This window comes from Pseudomonas fluorescens (genome assembly GCF_000967965.1).
In the GTDB taxonomy this organism is placed as follows: Bacteria; Pseudomonadota; Gammaproteobacteria; order Pseudomonadales; family Pseudomonadaceae; genus Aquipseudomonas; species Aquipseudomonas grandcourensis.
On record NZ_LACC01000040.1, the window covers coordinates 1 to 16,571 of the forward strand.

16 protein-coding genes are annotated in these 16,571 nt (G+C 61.7%); 7 read left to right on the forward strand and 9 right to left on the reverse strand.

Going from position 1 to position 16,571, the window contains the following annotated elements:
- Positions 1–31 precede the first annotated feature (31 nt).
- The 5 genes from VC35_RS25780 to VC35_RS25800 form a co-directional block, all read right to left on the reverse strand.
- Positions 32–784, reverse strand: a complete 753-nt coding sequence (locus VC35_RS25780) for a bestrophin-like domain (protein WP_223466717.1) — start codon at positions 782–784, stop codon at positions 32–34.
- Positions 785–833: 49 nt separating this feature from the next.
- Positions 834–1,262 carry a hypothetical protein gene (locus VC35_RS25785; protein ID WP_046043429.1) on the reverse strand — a complete coding sequence of 143 codons (429 nt, stop codon included), beginning with the start codon at positions 1,260–1,262 and terminating at the stop codon, positions 834–836.
- Between the two features lie 138 nt (positions 1,263–1,400).
- A complete protein-coding gene (locus VC35_RS25790) occupies positions 1,401–1,814 on the reverse strand; it encodes a VOC family protein (protein WP_046043430.1) in 414 nt (137 codons plus the stop codon).
- 89 nt (positions 1,815–1,903) lie between these two features.
- The gene (locus VC35_RS25795) at positions 1,904–2,563 is read right to left on the reverse strand and encodes a TetR/AcrR family transcriptional regulator (RefSeq protein ID WP_046043431.1); all 660 of its coding nucleotides are present in this window, start codon (positions 2,561–2,563) and stop codon (positions 1,904–1,906) included.
- Positions 2,550–3,401, reverse strand: coding sequence for a 3-hydroxybutyryl-CoA dehydrogenase (locus VC35_RS25800; RefSeq protein WP_046043432.1), 852 nt, complete (start codon positions 3,399–3,401; stop codon positions 2,550–2,552). The genes VC35_RS25795 and VC35_RS25800 overlap by 14 nt, the downstream gene beginning before the upstream one ends.
- A gap of 163 nt (positions 3,402–3,564) precedes the next feature.
- Here VC35_RS25800 and VC35_RS25805 point away from each other — a divergent pair, with 163 nt between their 5' ends.
- A complete protein-coding gene (locus VC35_RS25805) occupies positions 3,565–4,617 on the forward strand; it encodes an AraC family transcriptional regulator (protein WP_046043433.1) in 1,053 nt (350 codons plus the stop codon).
- 4 nt (positions 4,618–4,621) lie between these two features.
- Here VC35_RS25805 and VC35_RS25810 read toward each other — a convergent pair whose 3' ends face one another.
- On the reverse strand, positions 4,622–5,623 hold the full coding sequence (locus tag VC35_RS25810; protein ID WP_046043434.1) for an NAD(P)H-quinone oxidoreductase: 1,002 nt from the start codon (positions 5,621–5,623) through the stop codon (positions 4,622–4,624).
- Between the two features lie 162 nt (positions 5,624–5,785).
- Here VC35_RS25810 and VC35_RS25815 point away from each other — a divergent pair, with 162 nt between their 5' ends.
- The gene (locus VC35_RS25815; protein WP_046043435.1) at positions 5,786–6,661 is read left to right on the forward strand and encodes a LysR family transcriptional regulator; all 876 of its coding nucleotides are present in this window, start codon (positions 5,786–5,788) and stop codon (positions 6,659–6,661) included.
- Positions 6,662–6,777: 116 nt separating this feature from the next.
- Here VC35_RS25815 and VC35_RS25820 read toward each other — a convergent pair whose 3' ends face one another.
- Entirely contained in the window at positions 6,778–7,500 is a 723-nt protein-coding gene (locus VC35_RS25820; RefSeq protein ID WP_007971193.1) for a pirin family protein, read from the reverse strand.
- Between the two features lie 239 nt (positions 7,501–7,739).
- Here VC35_RS25820 and VC35_RS25825 point away from each other — a divergent pair, with 239 nt between their 5' ends.
- Both VC35_RS25825 and VC35_RS25830 read left to right on the forward strand, forming a co-directional pair.
- Entirely contained in the window at positions 7,740–8,690 is a 951-nt protein-coding gene (locus VC35_RS25825; RefSeq protein WP_046043436.1) for a GlxA family transcriptional regulator, read from the forward strand.
- Positions 8,691–8,841: 151 nt separating this feature from the next.
- Complete coding sequence (locus VC35_RS25830; protein ID WP_046043437.1) at positions 8,842–10,326, forward strand: ATP-binding protein; 1,485 nt, start codon at positions 8,842–8,844, stop codon at positions 10,324–10,326.
- Here the strand turns inward: VC35_RS25830 and VC35_RS25835 are convergent.
- Positions 10,291–13,095 (reverse strand): ATP-binding protein, encoded by a 2,805-nt coding sequence (locus tag VC35_RS25835; RefSeq protein WP_046043438.1) that lies wholly within the window; start codon positions 13,093–13,095, stop codon positions 10,291–10,293. The two genes, VC35_RS25830 and VC35_RS25835, sit on opposite strands and share 36 nt — an antisense overlap.
- 380 nt (positions 13,096–13,475) lie before the next feature.
- Between VC35_RS25835 and VC35_RS25840 the strand changes: the two genes are divergently transcribed.
- Both VC35_RS25840 and VC35_RS25845 read left to right on the forward strand, forming a co-directional pair.
- Positions 13,476–14,051, forward strand: a complete 576-nt coding sequence (locus tag VC35_RS25840) for a flavodoxin family protein (protein WP_046043439.1) — start codon at positions 13,476–13,478, stop codon at positions 14,049–14,051.
- Positions 14,052–14,084: 33 nt separating this feature from the next.
- Positions 14,085–14,909: an alpha/beta fold hydrolase gene (locus tag VC35_RS25845; protein ID WP_046043440.1), complete on the forward strand. Its 825-nt coding sequence runs from the start codon at positions 14,085–14,087 to the stop codon at positions 14,907–14,909.
- A 34-nt stretch (positions 14,910–14,943) separates the two neighbouring features.
- Here the strand turns inward: VC35_RS25845 and VC35_RS25850 are convergent, their stop codons facing one another.
- Positions 14,944–15,405 (reverse strand): helix-turn-helix domain-containing protein, encoded by a 462-nt coding sequence (locus tag VC35_RS25850; RefSeq protein ID WP_046043441.1) that lies wholly within the window; start codon positions 15,403–15,405, stop codon positions 14,944–14,946.
- A 160-nt stretch (positions 15,406–15,565) separates the two neighbouring features.
- Here VC35_RS25850 and VC35_RS25855 point away from each other — a divergent pair, with 160 nt between their 5' ends.
- A complete protein-coding gene (locus VC35_RS25855; RefSeq protein ID WP_046043443.1) occupies positions 15,566–16,483 on the forward strand; it encodes a LysR family transcriptional regulator in 918 nt (305 codons plus the stop codon).
- Positions 16,484–16,571: the final 88 nt, after the last annotated feature.

The following is a 16,571-nucleotide window of genomic DNA, read 5'->3' on the forward strand; positions in this document are numbered from 1 at the left end:
GGGGTTTTGTTTTTGTCCGCAGGAAATGAAATTACTGCCCCAACCGCTCCAGTGTGTGCTCCAACGGTTCCAGCGACACACAGATAAAACCATCAAGCGGACGATTGAGTTCCTCTACCAGCAGGATGGTTGCCCCCGTCGACAGGGCACACATCAGTAATACGGCGACAATGGTGCCGTTGCATGGTGCAAACAGCCCGAACGAACCGAAGATAATCCCCAGCCACGTCACCAGGATCACCAGCATCACCGGTGGAATCGATTGATTGGCCTGCAGCAGGGTCAGCCAGCGGGTAGCAAACACGGTGTCCATGTCTTGCAATGCCTTGGCTTTGAGCGAGCGCTGATCATCGTTGCCGGGCGTCAGTGATTCGACCTGGCGTTGCAGGCCTTCGGAGCGACGGATCATTTCGGGGCTATCGAGTTTTGCAATCTGCTGGTGATCGCGGGAAGCGAGCACCTGGGTGACTTCGGCGTAGTTGTGCTTGAGCTCGGTGCGGATGCCCTGGGTGTCGGTGCCGTAGCGGGCCAGCAAGCGGTCGAATTGAACCACTTTCGCCGCCGCGCCCTCCAGTTCGGCATTGGCCGTATCGAATGTGCCTTTGGCAGAGGAAACCAGCAGGCCGAGGACCAGCGCCGACATCGTTGCGATGAGGCCGGTGGCCAGCTTCACCACGGTCACGGAGTCGTCGCTCAGGTGATGGCTCGGTAATCGCTCCCTTACGTACGAGCCTAGTAGTGCGCTGGCGGACAGGCAGGCGAAAACGATGAGGGCGATCACCACGTCATTCAAATTCAACCTCCGTTGACGCTGTCTTCCGTGGGGGAGATATCTACTGGTACTTGATCACGATGCCTTTGAGTTTGCGCCCCTCTATGGCCCTTACGTCGCGAGCCCACAGCGGCCCGTTGGCATAGGCACCCACCGCCTGAATATGGTCATAGACCACCACCACCGCGTCGCCACCGAGTTTGGCGGATTCTTCCCGCAGCTTCTGTTCGACTTCGGTAATCGGCGGGGCAGGGTCGACGCTGGCGTCGATCAACACTTCACCCAGACGTACATGCGGACGCACAGGCTCCGAACGCAGCACGACAACCTCGTCCGGCGATGTCGGTGCCGGATGTTCTACGCCGACATAGGCGGTGGTCTGTGCATCGACAGTGGCGCAACCATTGAGGGTCAGCAGGCTGGTGATCAGTCCACCGGCCAGAAGCAAGCATTTGAAACGGGTGGACCGAGACTGGTCGTGGGCCGGCATAGTGGGTTTGCTCCTCTGGTTCGCTGCTATCCATGTGGCTAGTTGACGGTAGCAGACAGGCCGGGAGTTGCCAGAACGCCCAACCTTTTCAGGTTGGGCTTTTTTGTGCCTTGAAGACTGTCGATCAACTAAGGCTTTTCACTGATCTTTTTCGCAGTTGACCATCCACGACACACCAAAACGGTCGACCAGCATGCCGAAGCGCGCCGCCCAGAACGTGGTTTCAAGTGGCATTTGCACAGTGCCACCGCCTGCAAGTGCATTGAAGACCCGCTCGGCCTCGGCAATGCTGTCGACGTTGAGTGAAATCGAACAGGCACTCATTTTATCCACGGGGCGATCCGGTGTGGTGTCCGATCCCATGATCGCCTGATCGCCCACGATCAGGCGGGTATGAATGATCAGGTTGTGCAGATCCTTGGGGCAATGCTCAGCGGCCGGCGTTTCGCCGAAGGTCAACATGGCTTCGATCTTGCCTTGCAGGGACTGCGCGTAGAACGTGAAGGCAGCTTTGCAGTCGCCGTTGAAGATAAGGTAGGGATTGATTTTCATGGTCGGCTCCAGGTGCTCGAGTACATACATCGGTTTGGACGCCGGTTTTTTCGGCGAATTCCGATTGTGTCGAGCCGACAAGCAAAGCGCTAAATCTTTGTCGGTGCTTGTGTTTCTTTAGATGTTTTTTCGATAGGACGTGCGAGGCTTATTGCTTCCGGCGCACGCCGCGGCGCCAGCACACGTTCGATGGCGCCGCTGACCATACTTTCGAGTAGCTCATCACGTTCCTGCTCGTCCAGCACATGTGGCGTCAGCCAGCTGGGAGCACTGTTGAGCAGGGCGCCAATGGCATGCCCGGCTGCCAGCAGGCCTTGTTCGCTGAAACGCGACTTCGCGCCCAGCATCCTCAGCAACGTGCGCTCGTACTGCTCGCGCAATTGCCTGACCCGAGCCTGTTGCTCTTCGTTCAGGCAACCGCTGTCGCGCTCCACCAGGCGGAAATGCCAGGGCATCTCCCGATGCAGGTTCAGATGGGCGCGGATCAGGCTGTTGAGTTTGTCGCGCTTGCCCGGAGCTTTTTGCTGGATACGCCCCAGGGTGGCCAGCAGCTCCTCGTAAAACTCCTCGATCAGATCGAGCAGCAGATGCTGTTTGCTGGGGTAATGGTGATACAGCGAGCCTGGGGAGAGCCCCAGGCACGTCGCGAGCTCACGCATGCCGACCTGGCCGAACCCCTTGCAGGCAAACAGCTCCAGGACCTTGTCCCGGTACTCGGCAAAGCGCGAGCAACGCTCAGGCATAGGCATGGAAGCCGCGCCCCGTTTTGCGTCCCAGGTAACCGGCGGCGACCATTTCCTTGAGCAACGGCGCCGGGCGATATTTGCTGTCGTTGAAGCCGTCATAGAAGGCTTCGAGGATCGACAACAGGGTGTCCAGGCCAATCAGGTCCGCCAGGGCCAACGGGCCGATAGGCTGATTGCAGCCCAGGCGCATGCCGGCGTCGATGTCTTCGGCGCTGGCCAGGCCTTCCTGGAACACCAGGATCGCTTCGTTGATCATCGGCACCAGGATCCGGTTGACCACGAAACCTGGACGGTTACCCGCGGTAATCGCGGTTTTACCGAGGGTGGTGGCCATGTCCAGCGCCAGTTGGTGGGTCGCATCACTGGTTTGCAGGCCGCGGATGACTTCGATCAGGCCCATCACCGGCACCGGGTTGAAGAAATGCAGGCCGATGAAGCGTTCAGGCTGGCTGACACTGGCGGCGAGTTGGGTGATCGACAGCGACGAGGTGTTGGAGGCAATGACGCATTCGTTGCTGACCTGCGCGGCGATCTGTTGCAGCACGCGCAGTTTCAGGTCGAGATTTTCAGTGGCCGCTTCGATGACCAATTGCGCGTCACCCAGGACGCTGTAATCGGTGCTGGTGCGGATTTTGTCGAGGGTCGCCTGTTTCTGCTCTGGCGTCAGGGTTTGCTTGGCGATCTGCCGGTCAAGGTTCTTGCCGATCGTTGCGACGGCTTTTTGCAAAGCGCTTTCGGAAATGTCGAGCAAGGTCACGTTGAAACCGGCCATGGCGCAGACTTGCGCGATGCCGTTGCCCATGGTGCCCGCACCGATCACCCCGATGTTTTGCAGTTTCATCTTCCCATCCTTCGATCAAACCCTGCGATACCTTGGCCGCGACGGCGGCCGAAGGCGTACTATTGCCGCGAGTCTAGAGCCGGCAGGGCGGTTGTCCTATGCCAAAACTGTTCAACGGCACTGATGTTTTTTGCCATTCGGGTGATGAGAGAGAAACGAACCAATGCGGGAAAAGGACTCGGTTGCCGCCTATTTCGTGCAGGCAATGATCCATGGGCTGAGGGATGATCCGCAGCGCGTGACGGCCGTGCTCGAACAGGCGGGCATTGATCCGGTGGTCATGCACCAACCCACGGCGCGGGTGCCGGCCAGTGCGTTTGCGGCGTTGTGGCTGATCCAGATCCGTGAGCTCGACGATGAGTTTTTCGGGCTCGACTCCCATGGCATGCCGCCGGGCAGTTTCGCCCTGATTTGCCGCGCCTTGATTCAGGAGCCCGATCTGCACAAGGCCATGCGTCAGTGCCTGGCCAACTTCGGTTTGTTCCTGCGCGACTTTCGCGGCTCGCTGGCCGTGCGTGGCAAGCGTGCGGTGATCAGCCTGGAAACCCGTTCGGCGGACAACGATGCCAGCCGGTTTGGTGAAGAAACCTTCCTGGTATTGATGATCAGTCTGCTGTGCTGGCTGGGCGGGCGGCGCATTCCCATCGACCGCGCGGACTTCCGCCATTCGCGCCTGTCGCTGGGTGACGACCGCCTGCTCTGGGGCCCCAACCTGACCTTTGGTGCCGAGCGCACCGAAATCGAATTTGCCAGCCACTACTTGCGCCTGCCCGTGGTTCAGGATCTGGCGTCGCTGAAAGTGTTCCTGCGTACCGCGCCGCAATGGCTGGTGATCCGCTTCCGTAACCAGCATGGCCTGGCATCCCAGGTTCACCAGCGCTTGCGCGGTAGTCATTACAGCGAGTGGCCGACGTTGCAGGCCTTCGCCCTGGAACAGCACCTGAGCCCCAGCACCTTCCGCCGCAAACTGGAGCGTGAGGGCTGTTCCTATCAGGAGATCAAGGACGAAGTACGCCGCGGCGTGGCCTTTGAGCAACTGCGTCAGAGCGATGCGAGCATCAGCGATATCGCCGAGCAACTGGGTTTCCAGGAACCCAGCGCCTTCCATCGGGCGTTCAAGAAGTGGACCGGGGAAAGCCCCGGGCGCTATCGGGCCCGATATCAGGGGGAGCAGGGCGCAGAGGTCGCCACCCTTCAGGCATCCTGCGAGCCCTGAGCCATCAACTATCCACCCGCAGAACAATCTTGCCGATGTGATCCCCCGCTTCCATCCGGGCATGGGCCTGCGCTGCCTCCGTGAACGGGTAAACCCGGTCGATCATCGGCAGGCAGCGTCCGGCGCTCAGCACTGGCCATACGTGCTCGTGCAACTGGCGGGCAATGGCAGCTTTTTCTTCCCGGGTCCGAGAGCGCAACAGGGAGCCGGTGACGACCGCGCGTTTGGCCATGATCGTCAGCAAATCGACATCCCTGGCATGGGCGCCACCGAGGAAGCCGAGCATCACCAGGCGACCGTCCATGGCCAGGGCGGCCACATTGTTGTTGAGGTACGAGCCGCCCATGATGTCGAGAATCACGTTGACGCCCTGGCCAGCGGTTTTTTCCGCGATGACCTGCACAAAATCCTGATCGCGATAGTTGATCGCCTCGGCGCCCAATTCGCGGATCGCCGTGCATTTTTCGTCGCTGCCGGCGGTGGCGAACGCTTCGATGCCGAGTTCGCGGCATAACATCAACGCGGTGGTGCCGATGCCGCTGGTGCCGCCGTGGATCAAGGCACGCTGCCCCTGGCGGGCAGCGCCAAGGCCGAACAGGTTGGCCCAGACCGTGAAAAAGGTTTCCGGTAGGGCCGCCGCCTGCACCCAGTCCATGCCTTCGGGAACCGGCAGGGCCTGACTGGCCGGGACCACGCAGTATTGCGCATACCCGCCGCCATTGGTCAGGGCGCAAACCTTGTCGCCCAGCGCTAATTCGCTGACGCCCGCGCCAATCGCCACCACTTCGCCGGCCACTTCCAGCCCCGGGTTCGGGTTCATGCCGGGCTTCATCGGATACTTGCCGGCCCGCTGAAGCGCGTCGGGGCGATTGACCCCGGCGGCGTGCACGCGGATCAGAATCTCGCCGGTCCCGGCAACGGGCACAGGCACCTGGCGCGGTTGCAGGACCTCAGGGCCACCGGGTTCGGTGATTTCGATCAGGGTCATGGTCTGGGGGAGTGTCATTTCCTATACCTGTGGTGTGCGAAAGATTATGGCGCCGCGGTGAGCGGTGCACGAGCGTTGTCCTGAGGTCACTCAGGCCTTCAGCATATCGAGGTTTTACGAAGCATTAATGCAGCGAATACGCGCTATGCTGATGCGAAATTGCATCATCAGGAGAGCGTGATGAATTGGGATGACGCCCGGGTATTTCTCGCGGTTTGCCGGGAATCGACGTTGCGCGGGGCGGCGCGGGTGTTGGGAGTAGACCAGGCCACGGTCGGCAGGCGCATCACGGCACTGGAAAAGTCCTTGAGTGCGACCTTGTTCCTGCGCACTTCCGAAGGTTATGCGCTGACGGCTGTCGGCGAAGCGGCACTCAAGGCCGTGGAGAAAATGGAGCATTCGGCGCTGGAACTGGAACGCCAGATCCAGGGCCTGGACGATCGCTTGACCGGCACGGTTCGCGTCAGCACCACCGACTCCCTGGCGATTGATTTCCTGATCCCGGCGATTGCCCGCCTGCATCGGCAACACCCGGATGTACGGGTGCAACTGGACGCCACCACGCAGATCCTCAGCCTGGCAAAACGCGAAGCGGACATCGCCGTACGCAACACCCGACCGGAGAACCCTGACCTCATCGCCCGGCGCATCGCCCGTTGGCCGGTGGGGTTGTTTGCCTCGCAAGCCTATGTCGATGCCCACGGCGTGCCGGAGCCGGGCTCGGCTTTCGCCGGGCATGACCTGGTGGTGTATCAGCCGCATTTGCAGAGCAACAAGGACATGACGCTGGTCTCGGAACCGGTGGTCCGCGGGCGGATTGTCGCGAGCCTCAGTTCCAGCCTGCTGGTGCGTCGGTCGATTGCGGCGGGGATCGGAGTTGGGGAGATTCCGGTGTACATCGGGGAGAAGGAGGGGCTGGTCAGGCTGTGGCCGGAGCGCTCGCGGCCAATGCCTTATGACATCTGGCTGGTGACCCATGCGGACCTGCGGCATACAGCCAGGGTCCGGGCGGTGATCGATGAGATTGTCGCGGGGTTCGCCGGCACCGGCGAGTAATTCCAGGTGGCACAAATCCTGTGGGAGCGAGCTTGCTCGCGATGGCGGAGTGTCAGACGACATCACTGTTGAATGACACAACGCATCGCGAGCAGGCTCGCTCCTACAGGGTTTTGTCATGGCATTTCCGGCAGTTCCTGTGGACGCAGGTCAAAGACCAGCACTTCAGCATCCACGCCATTGCTCAAGGTCAGCGCCTGTTCATCACGAACCCGCACACCGTCGCCTTCCTGCAACAACACACCGTTGAGTTCGACGCTGCCCCGGGCCACATGCACATAGGCGTAGCGGTTGGCGGCCAGCTCCAGGGTGGCGCTTTCCTTGCCGTCGATCAGGCCGGCATACACCCGTGCATCCTGACGTACCTTGAGCGAACCCTTGGCGCCGTCCGGCGAAATGATCAGCTGCAGGCGCCCGCGTTTCTTCTGGGTGCTGAAATGCTCTTGCTGATAGCGCGGTTTAGCGCCGCTGACGTCGGGCACGATCCAGATCTGCAGAAAGTGCACCGGCCGGGTGCTCGAGTGGTTGAACTCACTGTGGGCCACGCCGCTGCCTGCGCTCATCAGTTGCACGTCGCCGGGGCGGATCACCGAACCGGTGCCCAGGGTGTCTTTGTGTTCCAGGGCGCCTTCAAGCACATAGGAGAAAATTTCCATGTCGCGGTGCGGGTGCTGGCCGAAGCCTTTACCGGCTGCGACGCGGTCGTCGTTGATCACCAACAGGTCGGAAAAACCCTGCTCTTTCGGATTGCGATAGTTGGCGAAGGAAAAGGTATGGAATGACTTCAACCAGCCGTGATTGGCCAGGCCACGATCCGAGGCTTTGCGAAGAGTCAGCATGATGAAATCTCCTGTGGGGACGTGAATTCGTCCGAGTGAGGAGAAGGTTAATGGTTACTGGTTGATGCAATAAGTAGATGAAAATTGAAATACTGTCCTGTTTGGATTGACAGTTGTTTGTGGAATGAGTCGCCGATGTTTGAGGCATAATTCGCCATAATTTGTGGCAATAAAACCTGTGGGAGCGGGCTTCAATGTCGGTCAATGCTTCCTGATTTGAGCTCAGTGGACTCCAACCCATGAAAACCGTGGCAATGGTGCTGTTTCCCGACTTTCTCCTGCTCGACATGGCCGGGCCCATGGAAGTGTTTTCCATCGCCAATCGTTATCTGAAACCCGACGATCACTATGTGCTGTCGACCATCGGCACCGAGCACGGCGCACTGCGGGCGTCCAACGGGGTGAGCGTGCACGCCGACCGGCACATCGACCAGGTCTGCGAAGGTTTTGATCTGCTGCTGGTGCCCGGTGGGCCCGGTGCCTACAACGAAAAGCATCCGCCGTTGCTCGACTGGCTCAGGCACAACGTCAGCCGGTCCGCCGGTTACGGCTCGATCTGCACCGGGGCGTTCGTGTTGGGACATGCCGGTTTGCTCGACGGCTATCGCGTCACCACCCACTGGCACTACACCGAGCGGCTGATCAAGGGCTTTCCGAAGGCGACCGTCGAGACCGATCAGATCTTCGTCCAGGACCGCAACCTGATCACTTCCGGTGGCGTCACCGCCGGGATTGACCTGGCCTTGTCGGTGGTGGCCCGGGACCATGGCAAGAAAGTCGCCCAGGACGTGGCCAAGGTGCTGCTGGTGGTGATGAAACGCCAGGGTGGGCAGGCGCAGTTCAGCCCGTTGATGGCGGCGGTGGCCCCTCACGAAACGGCGATTACCCGGGTGCAGGACCATGTGCTTGAACATCTCGATGAAACCTACAGCATCGAGCGCATGGCCGGTCTGGCCAACATGAGCCCGCGTCATTTCGCCAGGGTGTTCGCCCGGGAAGTGAGCATGACGCCGATGGAGTTTTTGCAAAGCGCGCGTATCGATTGCGCCAGGAACCAGCTGGAAACCACCGAGTTGCCGCTCAAGACCGTGGCCTTCAAAAGTGGCTTCGGCAGCGTGCGGCACATGCGTTTTCTGTTCAGTGAAAAGCTTGGCCTGACCCCGACCCAATACCGCGAGCAGTTCAGCTAGCGCGCGTGTCCGTCCTGCGCACCGCAATGGCCGTAACGCTCCCCCCGTGGCAGTTGTACCGTCACCGAGGCCTGCCAAGATACCGCTGAACTCATTGCAAGGACGGTGCGGAGCCTGGGCTGGAAGCCAGGCTTGCAGCGAGTGACAGCGTATGAACAGTCTCAGAGATTTGAACAGCGAAGCGGTGCTGCAATTCGGACCCTACGCTTTCCACCTCAGTCAGCGACTGGTGCTGGAGGGCGATCGACCGCTGCGCCTGGGCGGCCGCGCCCTTGATGTGTTGCAGGTGCTGGTCGAACACGCCGGCTCGGTGGTCAGCAAGGAGGAGTTGATTGCGCAGGTCTGGCCGCGCTCCGTGGTCGAAGAGATCAACCTGCGGGTACACATTGCCGCCCTGCGCCGAGCCTTGGGCGACGGGCAGAACGGCCAGTGCTACATCGTCAACATTCCCCAGCGCGGCTACAGTTTTGTCGCCCCGGTACAGCATTCGCCGCAGCCCGTAGCGTTCCCGAGCGAGACCGTAAAAAAGCCCCTGCACAACTTGCCGGCACGGCTCACGCCGATCACCGGGCGCGATGCGATTGTCGGCAGCCTGGTGCGGCAACTGCCGGTGCGCCGATTCATGACCCTGGTCGGCCCGTGCGGGATCGGCAAGACCACCGTGGCACTGCGCGTGGCCGAACTGTTGTTGCAGCACTATCGGCACGGCGTGTGGCTGGTGGACCTGGCGCCGATCGACGACCCGGCGCAAGTGACCGATCACCTCACACGAACCCTTGGGCTGGAGGTCGGCACCACGTTGGAGGCGCTGGCGCAGCGGCATGCCTTGTTGGTCCTGGACAACTGCGAACACCTGCTCGAACGCTGTCAGACGTTGATCGAAACGCTGCTGGCTTCGCTACCCCGTCTGTCGATCCTCGCCACCAGCCGCGAGCCGCTCAAGGCCGCGGGCGAAACCGTATTGCCTCTGCCACCGCTGGCGGTGCCGCCAACGTCAGCGCTACGCAGTGTTGCCGAGGTCATGGGCTATTCGGCGGTGCAGTTGTTCGTCAGCCGTGCCCGGACCCGTCAGCAAGGGTTCACCCTGCGCGAACAAGACCTCAAGACCGTACGGGAAATCTGCCGACGCCTCGACGGCCTGCCGCTGGCGATTGAACTGGCAGCGGCGCAAATCGATGCGCTGGCGCTGGTGGGGTTGCAGGCGCAACTCGATAACTGTTTTCAGTTGCTGTCCCAGGGCCGCCGCACGGCCGTGCCCCGGCACCAGACGCTCAAGGCTGCGCTGGACTGGAGCTACGAACGTTTGACTGCCGTGGAGCAAACCGTGTTGCAGCGCCTGGCGGTGTTCAAGATGGCCTTTACCCAGAACGCAGCGATTGGCGTGATCAGCGGCGACGCGTTGCCGGTCGCCGAGCTGATCGAGGTGCTGGACAACCTCACACTCAAGTCATTGCTGTCCCAGGAGCAGGGCGGCGGTGTGACCCGCTACCGCTTCCTCAACACCACCCGCACCTACGCCCTGGAAAAACTCGAACTCAGTGGTGAGTTGCGAGCCCTTGAAATGCGTTATGCCGGTTACGTCAGTCAAATGCGCCGGCCTTCAGGCGGGCAGGTGGCATTGCAACTCGTCGAGTAGCTGGCGAACGGTCATCAAGTCGGGCGTGGCGAAACCTTCGGTGTAGCGCTGGTAGATTGGGGCCAGCAATTGATGCGCCCGTTGGGGATCGCCCTGACGCTGCCACAACTGCGCCAGTGAGGTGGCGCTGCGCAGCTCCCAGGCCAGGGCACCCTGGGTCTTTGCCACGTTGAGTGCCTTGAGCAATACCGTTTCGGCCGTTGCGGCTTTTACCGGGCAATCCGTTGCCAGCAACGTCCTGGCCCCGGCCCGCAGAATCTCTGCCGTGCTCCAGTCCGACGCACCGCTTTGCGCACGCTCGAGCAAATCATCGTCGACACAGGTTGAATCCAGCGTGACCATGATGTCCTTGATCAAACCGACACGTTGGCGGCCGGTTGGCCGAACATCGGTGCCGCCGATCACCTGCGCGTAGTGTTGCGCCCAGTGATAGAACAGCAGCACCGAGTGCTTCTGCGCCTGTTGCAGCAGCAGGCGCAGGAGTTCGCGGGCGCTGCGGGTATCGCCGTTGTAGTGGGCGATCAGGCAGCCGGCGAGCGCCAGGGTGTAGCAGATCGACGTGCCGTGGTTGATCTGCAGCGCGATGTCCAGCGCCTGCCGGGCTGTGCGCCAGGCTTGTTCCGGTTGGCCTTGCAGCCATAGGATGCGCGCGTGGATGGTCAGCGCCGCGACGCTCTGGTCGTATTGCACGCCGAAGCCATGGGTGAAACGGTTGAGATGACCACTGTGGGCCATGCGTTGCAGCACCTGTTCGGCATGCTCCCCAGCCTGTCGCTGGTTGCCGGAGAAGTGCAGGGCGAGCACCCGCAATCGATGCATGCTCAGGGACATCAGGGCGTCGTCATGCAGCCCCAGTCGATCGAATTGCCGGCTCTGTTCCAGGGCCATTTGATAATGGCCGCAGCTGAGATTGACCGCCAGGTGCCCGGAAATCGCCCGCAACTGACCGGCCACATCGTTGAGTCGGATGGCCAGGGCTCTGGCGCTGACAAAAGCGCCAATGGTTTCGGCGCTGGCTCCTTGAGCGTGGTAACAGGCACTGCCCAGGGCCAGCTTGAGGGCTATCTGCAAGCGCGGGCAAGGTTCGGCAGACTGCTCGAGCAAGGCCAGCGCCTTGCGCACATAACCGCCGTGCTCCTTGAGCAGTGACAACTCCTGCCACAGGGGCGTGGACGTCGCGGCCAGGCGTATCGCCAGTGCCTGCGGCCCTTGCGCGTGCAAACCCCAATCGAGGGCCGCACGGACGTCCTCCAGGGCCCTGCCATAGCGCTCGAGCCACAGGGCGGTCGAGGTTTTCTCCCAGTCGTCCTGCGCCTGTTGCATCAACGCCAGGCAGCGCTCGGCATGCCGCTCCCGCGTGGCGGGCAGGTCGGTGGTTTGCGTGAGTTTTTCCAGGGCGTAACGGCGGGTGGTGTCGAGCAGGCGGTAGTAAACATCCTCGTCGCCCACCTCCACGTTCAACATGGACTTGGCGACCAGTTGGGTGATCGAGCCAAACGCCTCGCGGGGTTCGATGTGTTCGCCGACAATCACCGCCGCCGCCGACTCCAGGGTGAAGCTGCCGCGAAACACACTGAGTCGGCGCAGGCAGGTCTTTTCGCAGGCGTTGAGCAACTCGAAGCTCCAGTCCAACGTTGCGCGCAGGGTCTGATGGCGTGCCAGGGGCACCTGGCAAGGCTGGGTCAACACCCGGAAGCTGCTCTGCAGTTGCGCCAGCAAGCCGGGCAATCCGAAGTTGCCCACTTGCGCCGCCGCCAGTTCGATGGCCAGCGGAATGCCGTCCAGTCGGTGGCAGATGTCGATCAACAGCGGCAGCTTATCGTCCGTCAGTTCAAAGCTGTCATGGCTGGCCATGGCCCGCTCGACAAACAGTTGCAGGGCGGAAAAGGTCATGGCCTGGGCGCGGTCGAGGACGGCGATGGGCGGCGGGCAGTCGAGTGATTCCAGACGCTGGACGAATTCCCCTTCGGCCCGCAGGCTCTCGCGGCTGGTGGCGAGAATATGCACGTGCGGCGCACTGCGCAGAATCTGTTCGCTGAGCTGGGCGATGGCGTCGACCAGGTGTTCGCAGTTGTCGATGACCAACAGCATTTGCCTGTCGCGCAGACAGTCGGCAAGACCGCTCAGGGGTTCATCGTCGTGCAGGGCCAGTTCGAGCAACGTCGCCAAGTGGCCGTCGATCATCAGCGGGCAGTTGATCGGGGCCAGGTCCAGCAGGTGAATGCCGTCCCGGTAGCGACCGATCATTTGCTCGGCGACCCGCAAGGCCACGGTGGTCTTGCCGATGCCGCCGGGGCCGACGAGGGTGATGAAGCGCTGGCGGGGCAGTTGCTCCATCAGGTTGTCGACCAGCGTCTGCCGGCCGATCATGCGCGTGCGGCGCACCGGCAGGTTATGTCGGCTCGGTGCGCAAGCCACGGGCGCTGGCGGTTGCTCGGCCTGCTCCAGTGAGTGCGGTGCGACGAAGCTGTACCCGCGCTGGGCCACGGTGACGATGTAGCGCTGGCCGGCCTGACCGTCGCCGAGCGCCTTGCGCAACGCGGCCATGTGCACCCGCAGGTTGATGTCTTCGACCACGCTGTTGGGCCAGACCCGGGCGATCAATTGCTGCTTGCTGACCACGTTGCCGGCGTGCTCAAGCAGGATCAACAGGATGTCCATGGCGCGCCGGCCCAGGCGCAAAGGCTGGTCGGCCTCCATCACCAGGCGTTGGCCGGGGTAGACCCGGTAAGGGCCGAAATGCACAGCCTGTTCGGGGGAAAGGGTCAACGAGTCGCTCCTGCTGCATCCGTCTAGTACGCGGTTTTCGAGCATATTCCTCAGGTTTTTTACAGAGCGCAATGCGCCACCCGGGTGACTGAAGGGGCAGGCATTGACTCTAGCGTATCGGCCAGTGGCTGTCGGTCCCGAAAACATTGGGTGCGACAGATGGACAGCACTTGCCGGGGCTTTTTGCGCGCCAAGGAAAATTAACAACGTTTAACTCGTCCTGCGTCCGGTCTGCGCCAAAACTCTCTTCCTGTAGGAGCGAGCTTGCTCGCGATGGAGTATCAGTCGACACCAATGCTGTTGACACACCATCGTCGGAACGCCGCCCGGAGCAAGCTCGCTCCTACAAATGGATTCCCATCCATCGCAAGGACAGAGCAATGAGCAACGTGGTGGTGGTCTATCACAGTGGCTACGGGCACACCCGGGTCATGGCCGAAGCCGTGGCCGCGGGTGTGGAACGGCACTTGGGCAGCACCTGCCAGTTGATCCCGGTCGAGGATGTGGACGAGCACTGGGCGCGGCTGCACCGCGCCGACGCCATCATCTTCGGCGCGCCGACCTACATGGGCAGTGCCTCGGCGGCCTTCAAGGCGTTCATGGAGGCCACGGCGGCGTTCTACCTGGCCCAGCCCTGGCGCGACAAACTCGCGGCGGGCTTCACCAATTCCGGCAGCCTGTGCGGCGACAAGCTAAACACCCTGCTGCAGATGGCGGTGTTCGCCGCCCAGCACTCGATGATCTGGGTCGGCCTCGACCTGCTGCCGGCACGCTCCAGCACCGGCGCATTCAACGGCCAACTCAACCGCCTGGGCAGCTCGCTGGGCGCCATGGCCCAGTCGAATGTCGAGCAATCCCCCGACGATGCGCCACCCCCGGAGGATCGCTGCACCGCGGCGCACCTGGGCGAGCGGGTGGCGCGCCTGGCCGATCGCATGAACCCGTTACCGGTTTGATTCACCCCAACACTCGTTAAGGAGGCATTACCCATGAGCACCTTCACTACCCGCGACGGCGTCGAGATCTACTACAAGGACTGGGGCACCGGTCAGCCGATTGTCTTTAGTCACGGCTGGCCGCTCAACGCCGACAGCTGGGAATCGCAGATGATCTTCCTGGCCTCCAAGGGTTTCCGGGTCATCGCCCACGACCGTCGTGGTCATGGGCGCTCCAGCCAGCCGTGGTCGGGCAATGACATGGACCATTACGCCGACGACCTGGCGCAGTTGATCGAGCTGCTCGACCTGCAAAACGCCGTGCTGTTCGGCTTCTCCACCGGCGGTGGCGAGGTGGCGCGTTACATCGGTCGTCACGGCACCGGCCGGGTGGCCAAAGCCGGGCTGATTTCCGCGGTGCCGCCGCAGATGCTCAAGACCGAAGCCAACCCCGGCGGCCTGCCGCTGGAAGTGTTCGACGGCATCCGCCAGGCCTCGCTGGCCGACCGTTCGCAGCTGTACATCGACCTCGCCAGCGGCCCGTTCTTCGGCTTCAACAAACCTGACGCGAAACCGTCCCAGGGCATGATCGACTGGTTCTGGATGCAGGGCATGATGGCCGGCCACAAGAACGCCTACGACTGTATCAAGGCGTTCTCGGAAACCGACTTCACCGAGGACCTGAAGAAGTTCGACGTGCCGACCCTGGTGGTGCATGGCGATGCGGATCAGGTCGTGCCGTACGAAGCGGCGGGCGTCTCCTCCGCCAGACTGGTGAAGGGCTCGACCCTGAAGATTTACCCGGGCGCCCCTCATGGTTTGACCGACACCCACAAGGACCAGCTCAACGCGGATCTGTTGGCGTTTCTCAAGGGTTGATGTCTGACTGAAAGATCGCAGGCTGCGCGAGCTCCTAAGGGTGTACACACAGCTCTGTAGGGGCTGGCGTAACCTGCGATCGTTTGCTGCTCAACGAGGCGCCGCGAACAAACTGACAGCGCCAGGCAAACGGATTGATGCCTTCGCTGCGGGTGAAGATATGGCAGAAGTGCGCCTGATCGCAGAAGCCGCATTCGAGGCTGATCTGCGTGAGGCTCAGGTCGGTGTACTGGATCAATTGCTTGGCCAGGGCAATGCGCTGCTGGCGAATCCAGTCCTGTGGCGAGAGGCCTGTGCTGCACTTGAACGCGCGGGAGAAGTGACTGCGCGAGAGGGCGCAGGCCTGTGCCAGTTCAGTGACTTCCAGGCTGTCGCCCAGACGCTCGAGGATCAGTTGTTTAACCCGTTTTTCGCGTTGTGGGCTGAGGCCACCGGTGCTTTTCTTTGGCATAGGCGTGAATGACGCGGGGGCGGCATTTTGCTGAACGTGAGCCATGGCGAATGTCCGTGTCGGTAGGCTTCATTCTTGGACCCGAAGGCTCTGGCTTGCGAGTTAATCGTTGTTAATTCCTCGCTCACTGCGGGAAGTCTTGGGTAAAGTCAGACACAATTCTCATCCTCGCGCTTGGCCGAACACACACAAGGAACCCGAGCCTATGAACCGTAACGATCTGCGTCGCGTCGACATGAACCTGCTGGTGATTTTCGAAGCCCTGATGTTCGAAAAGAACCTGACCCGCGTCGCGGAAAAACTGTTCGTGGGCCAACCGGCGGTGAGCGCCGCGCTGGGGCGTTTGCGTGATCTGTTCGATGACCCATTGCTGCTGCGCAACGGTCGCGGCATGGAACCGACGGCGCGGGCGTTGGCGATTCTCAAGGAGTTGCAGCCGGCGATGGACACCATTTCCGGCGCGGTCAGCCGGGCCAAGGAATTCGATCCGGCGACCAGTTGCGATGTGTTTCGCATCGGTCTGTCGGACGATGCCGAGTTCGGTTTGTTTCCGCCGTTGCTGCGTCAGTTGCAAGAGGAAGCGCCGGGCATCGTTGTGGTCGTGCGGCGGGCCAATTACCTGTTGATGCCGACGCTGCTGGCGTCGGGGGAAATCTCGGTGGGAGTGAGTTACACCACGGATCTGCCGGCCAATGCCAAGCGCAAGAAGCTGCGCGATATTCCCTGCAAGGTGCTGCGCGGCGACACCCGGCCGGGGACGCTGACCCTGGATGAGTACTGTGAGCGGCCCCATGCGATGGTGTCGTTCTCGGGGGACTTGAGCGGCAATATCGACCTGGATCTGGCGAAGGTCGGGCGTAGTCGTCGTGTGGTGTTGGGGGTGCCGCAGTTCAGTGGGTTGCGGGCGTTGCTCGCCGGTACCGAGATGATTGCCACTGTGCCGGATTATGCGGCGTGTGCGTTGGTGGAGGGGTGTGGGTTGCGGGCTGAGGATCCGCCGTTCGAGATTGAGGCGGCGCAGTTGTCGATGGCCTGGAGCGGGGTGCATGACAATGATCCGGCGGAGCGGTGGTTGCGGTCGCGGATCGGTCAGTTCATGTCTTTGGCTTTGGATGTTTCTTAGGTTTTCTTTGACCTTGGCGGCCTCTGGGCCGACCAGGTTCTTGGGTGATTGAGTACATATCCGTTTCTGCGGTAACGGCGGCTTATGG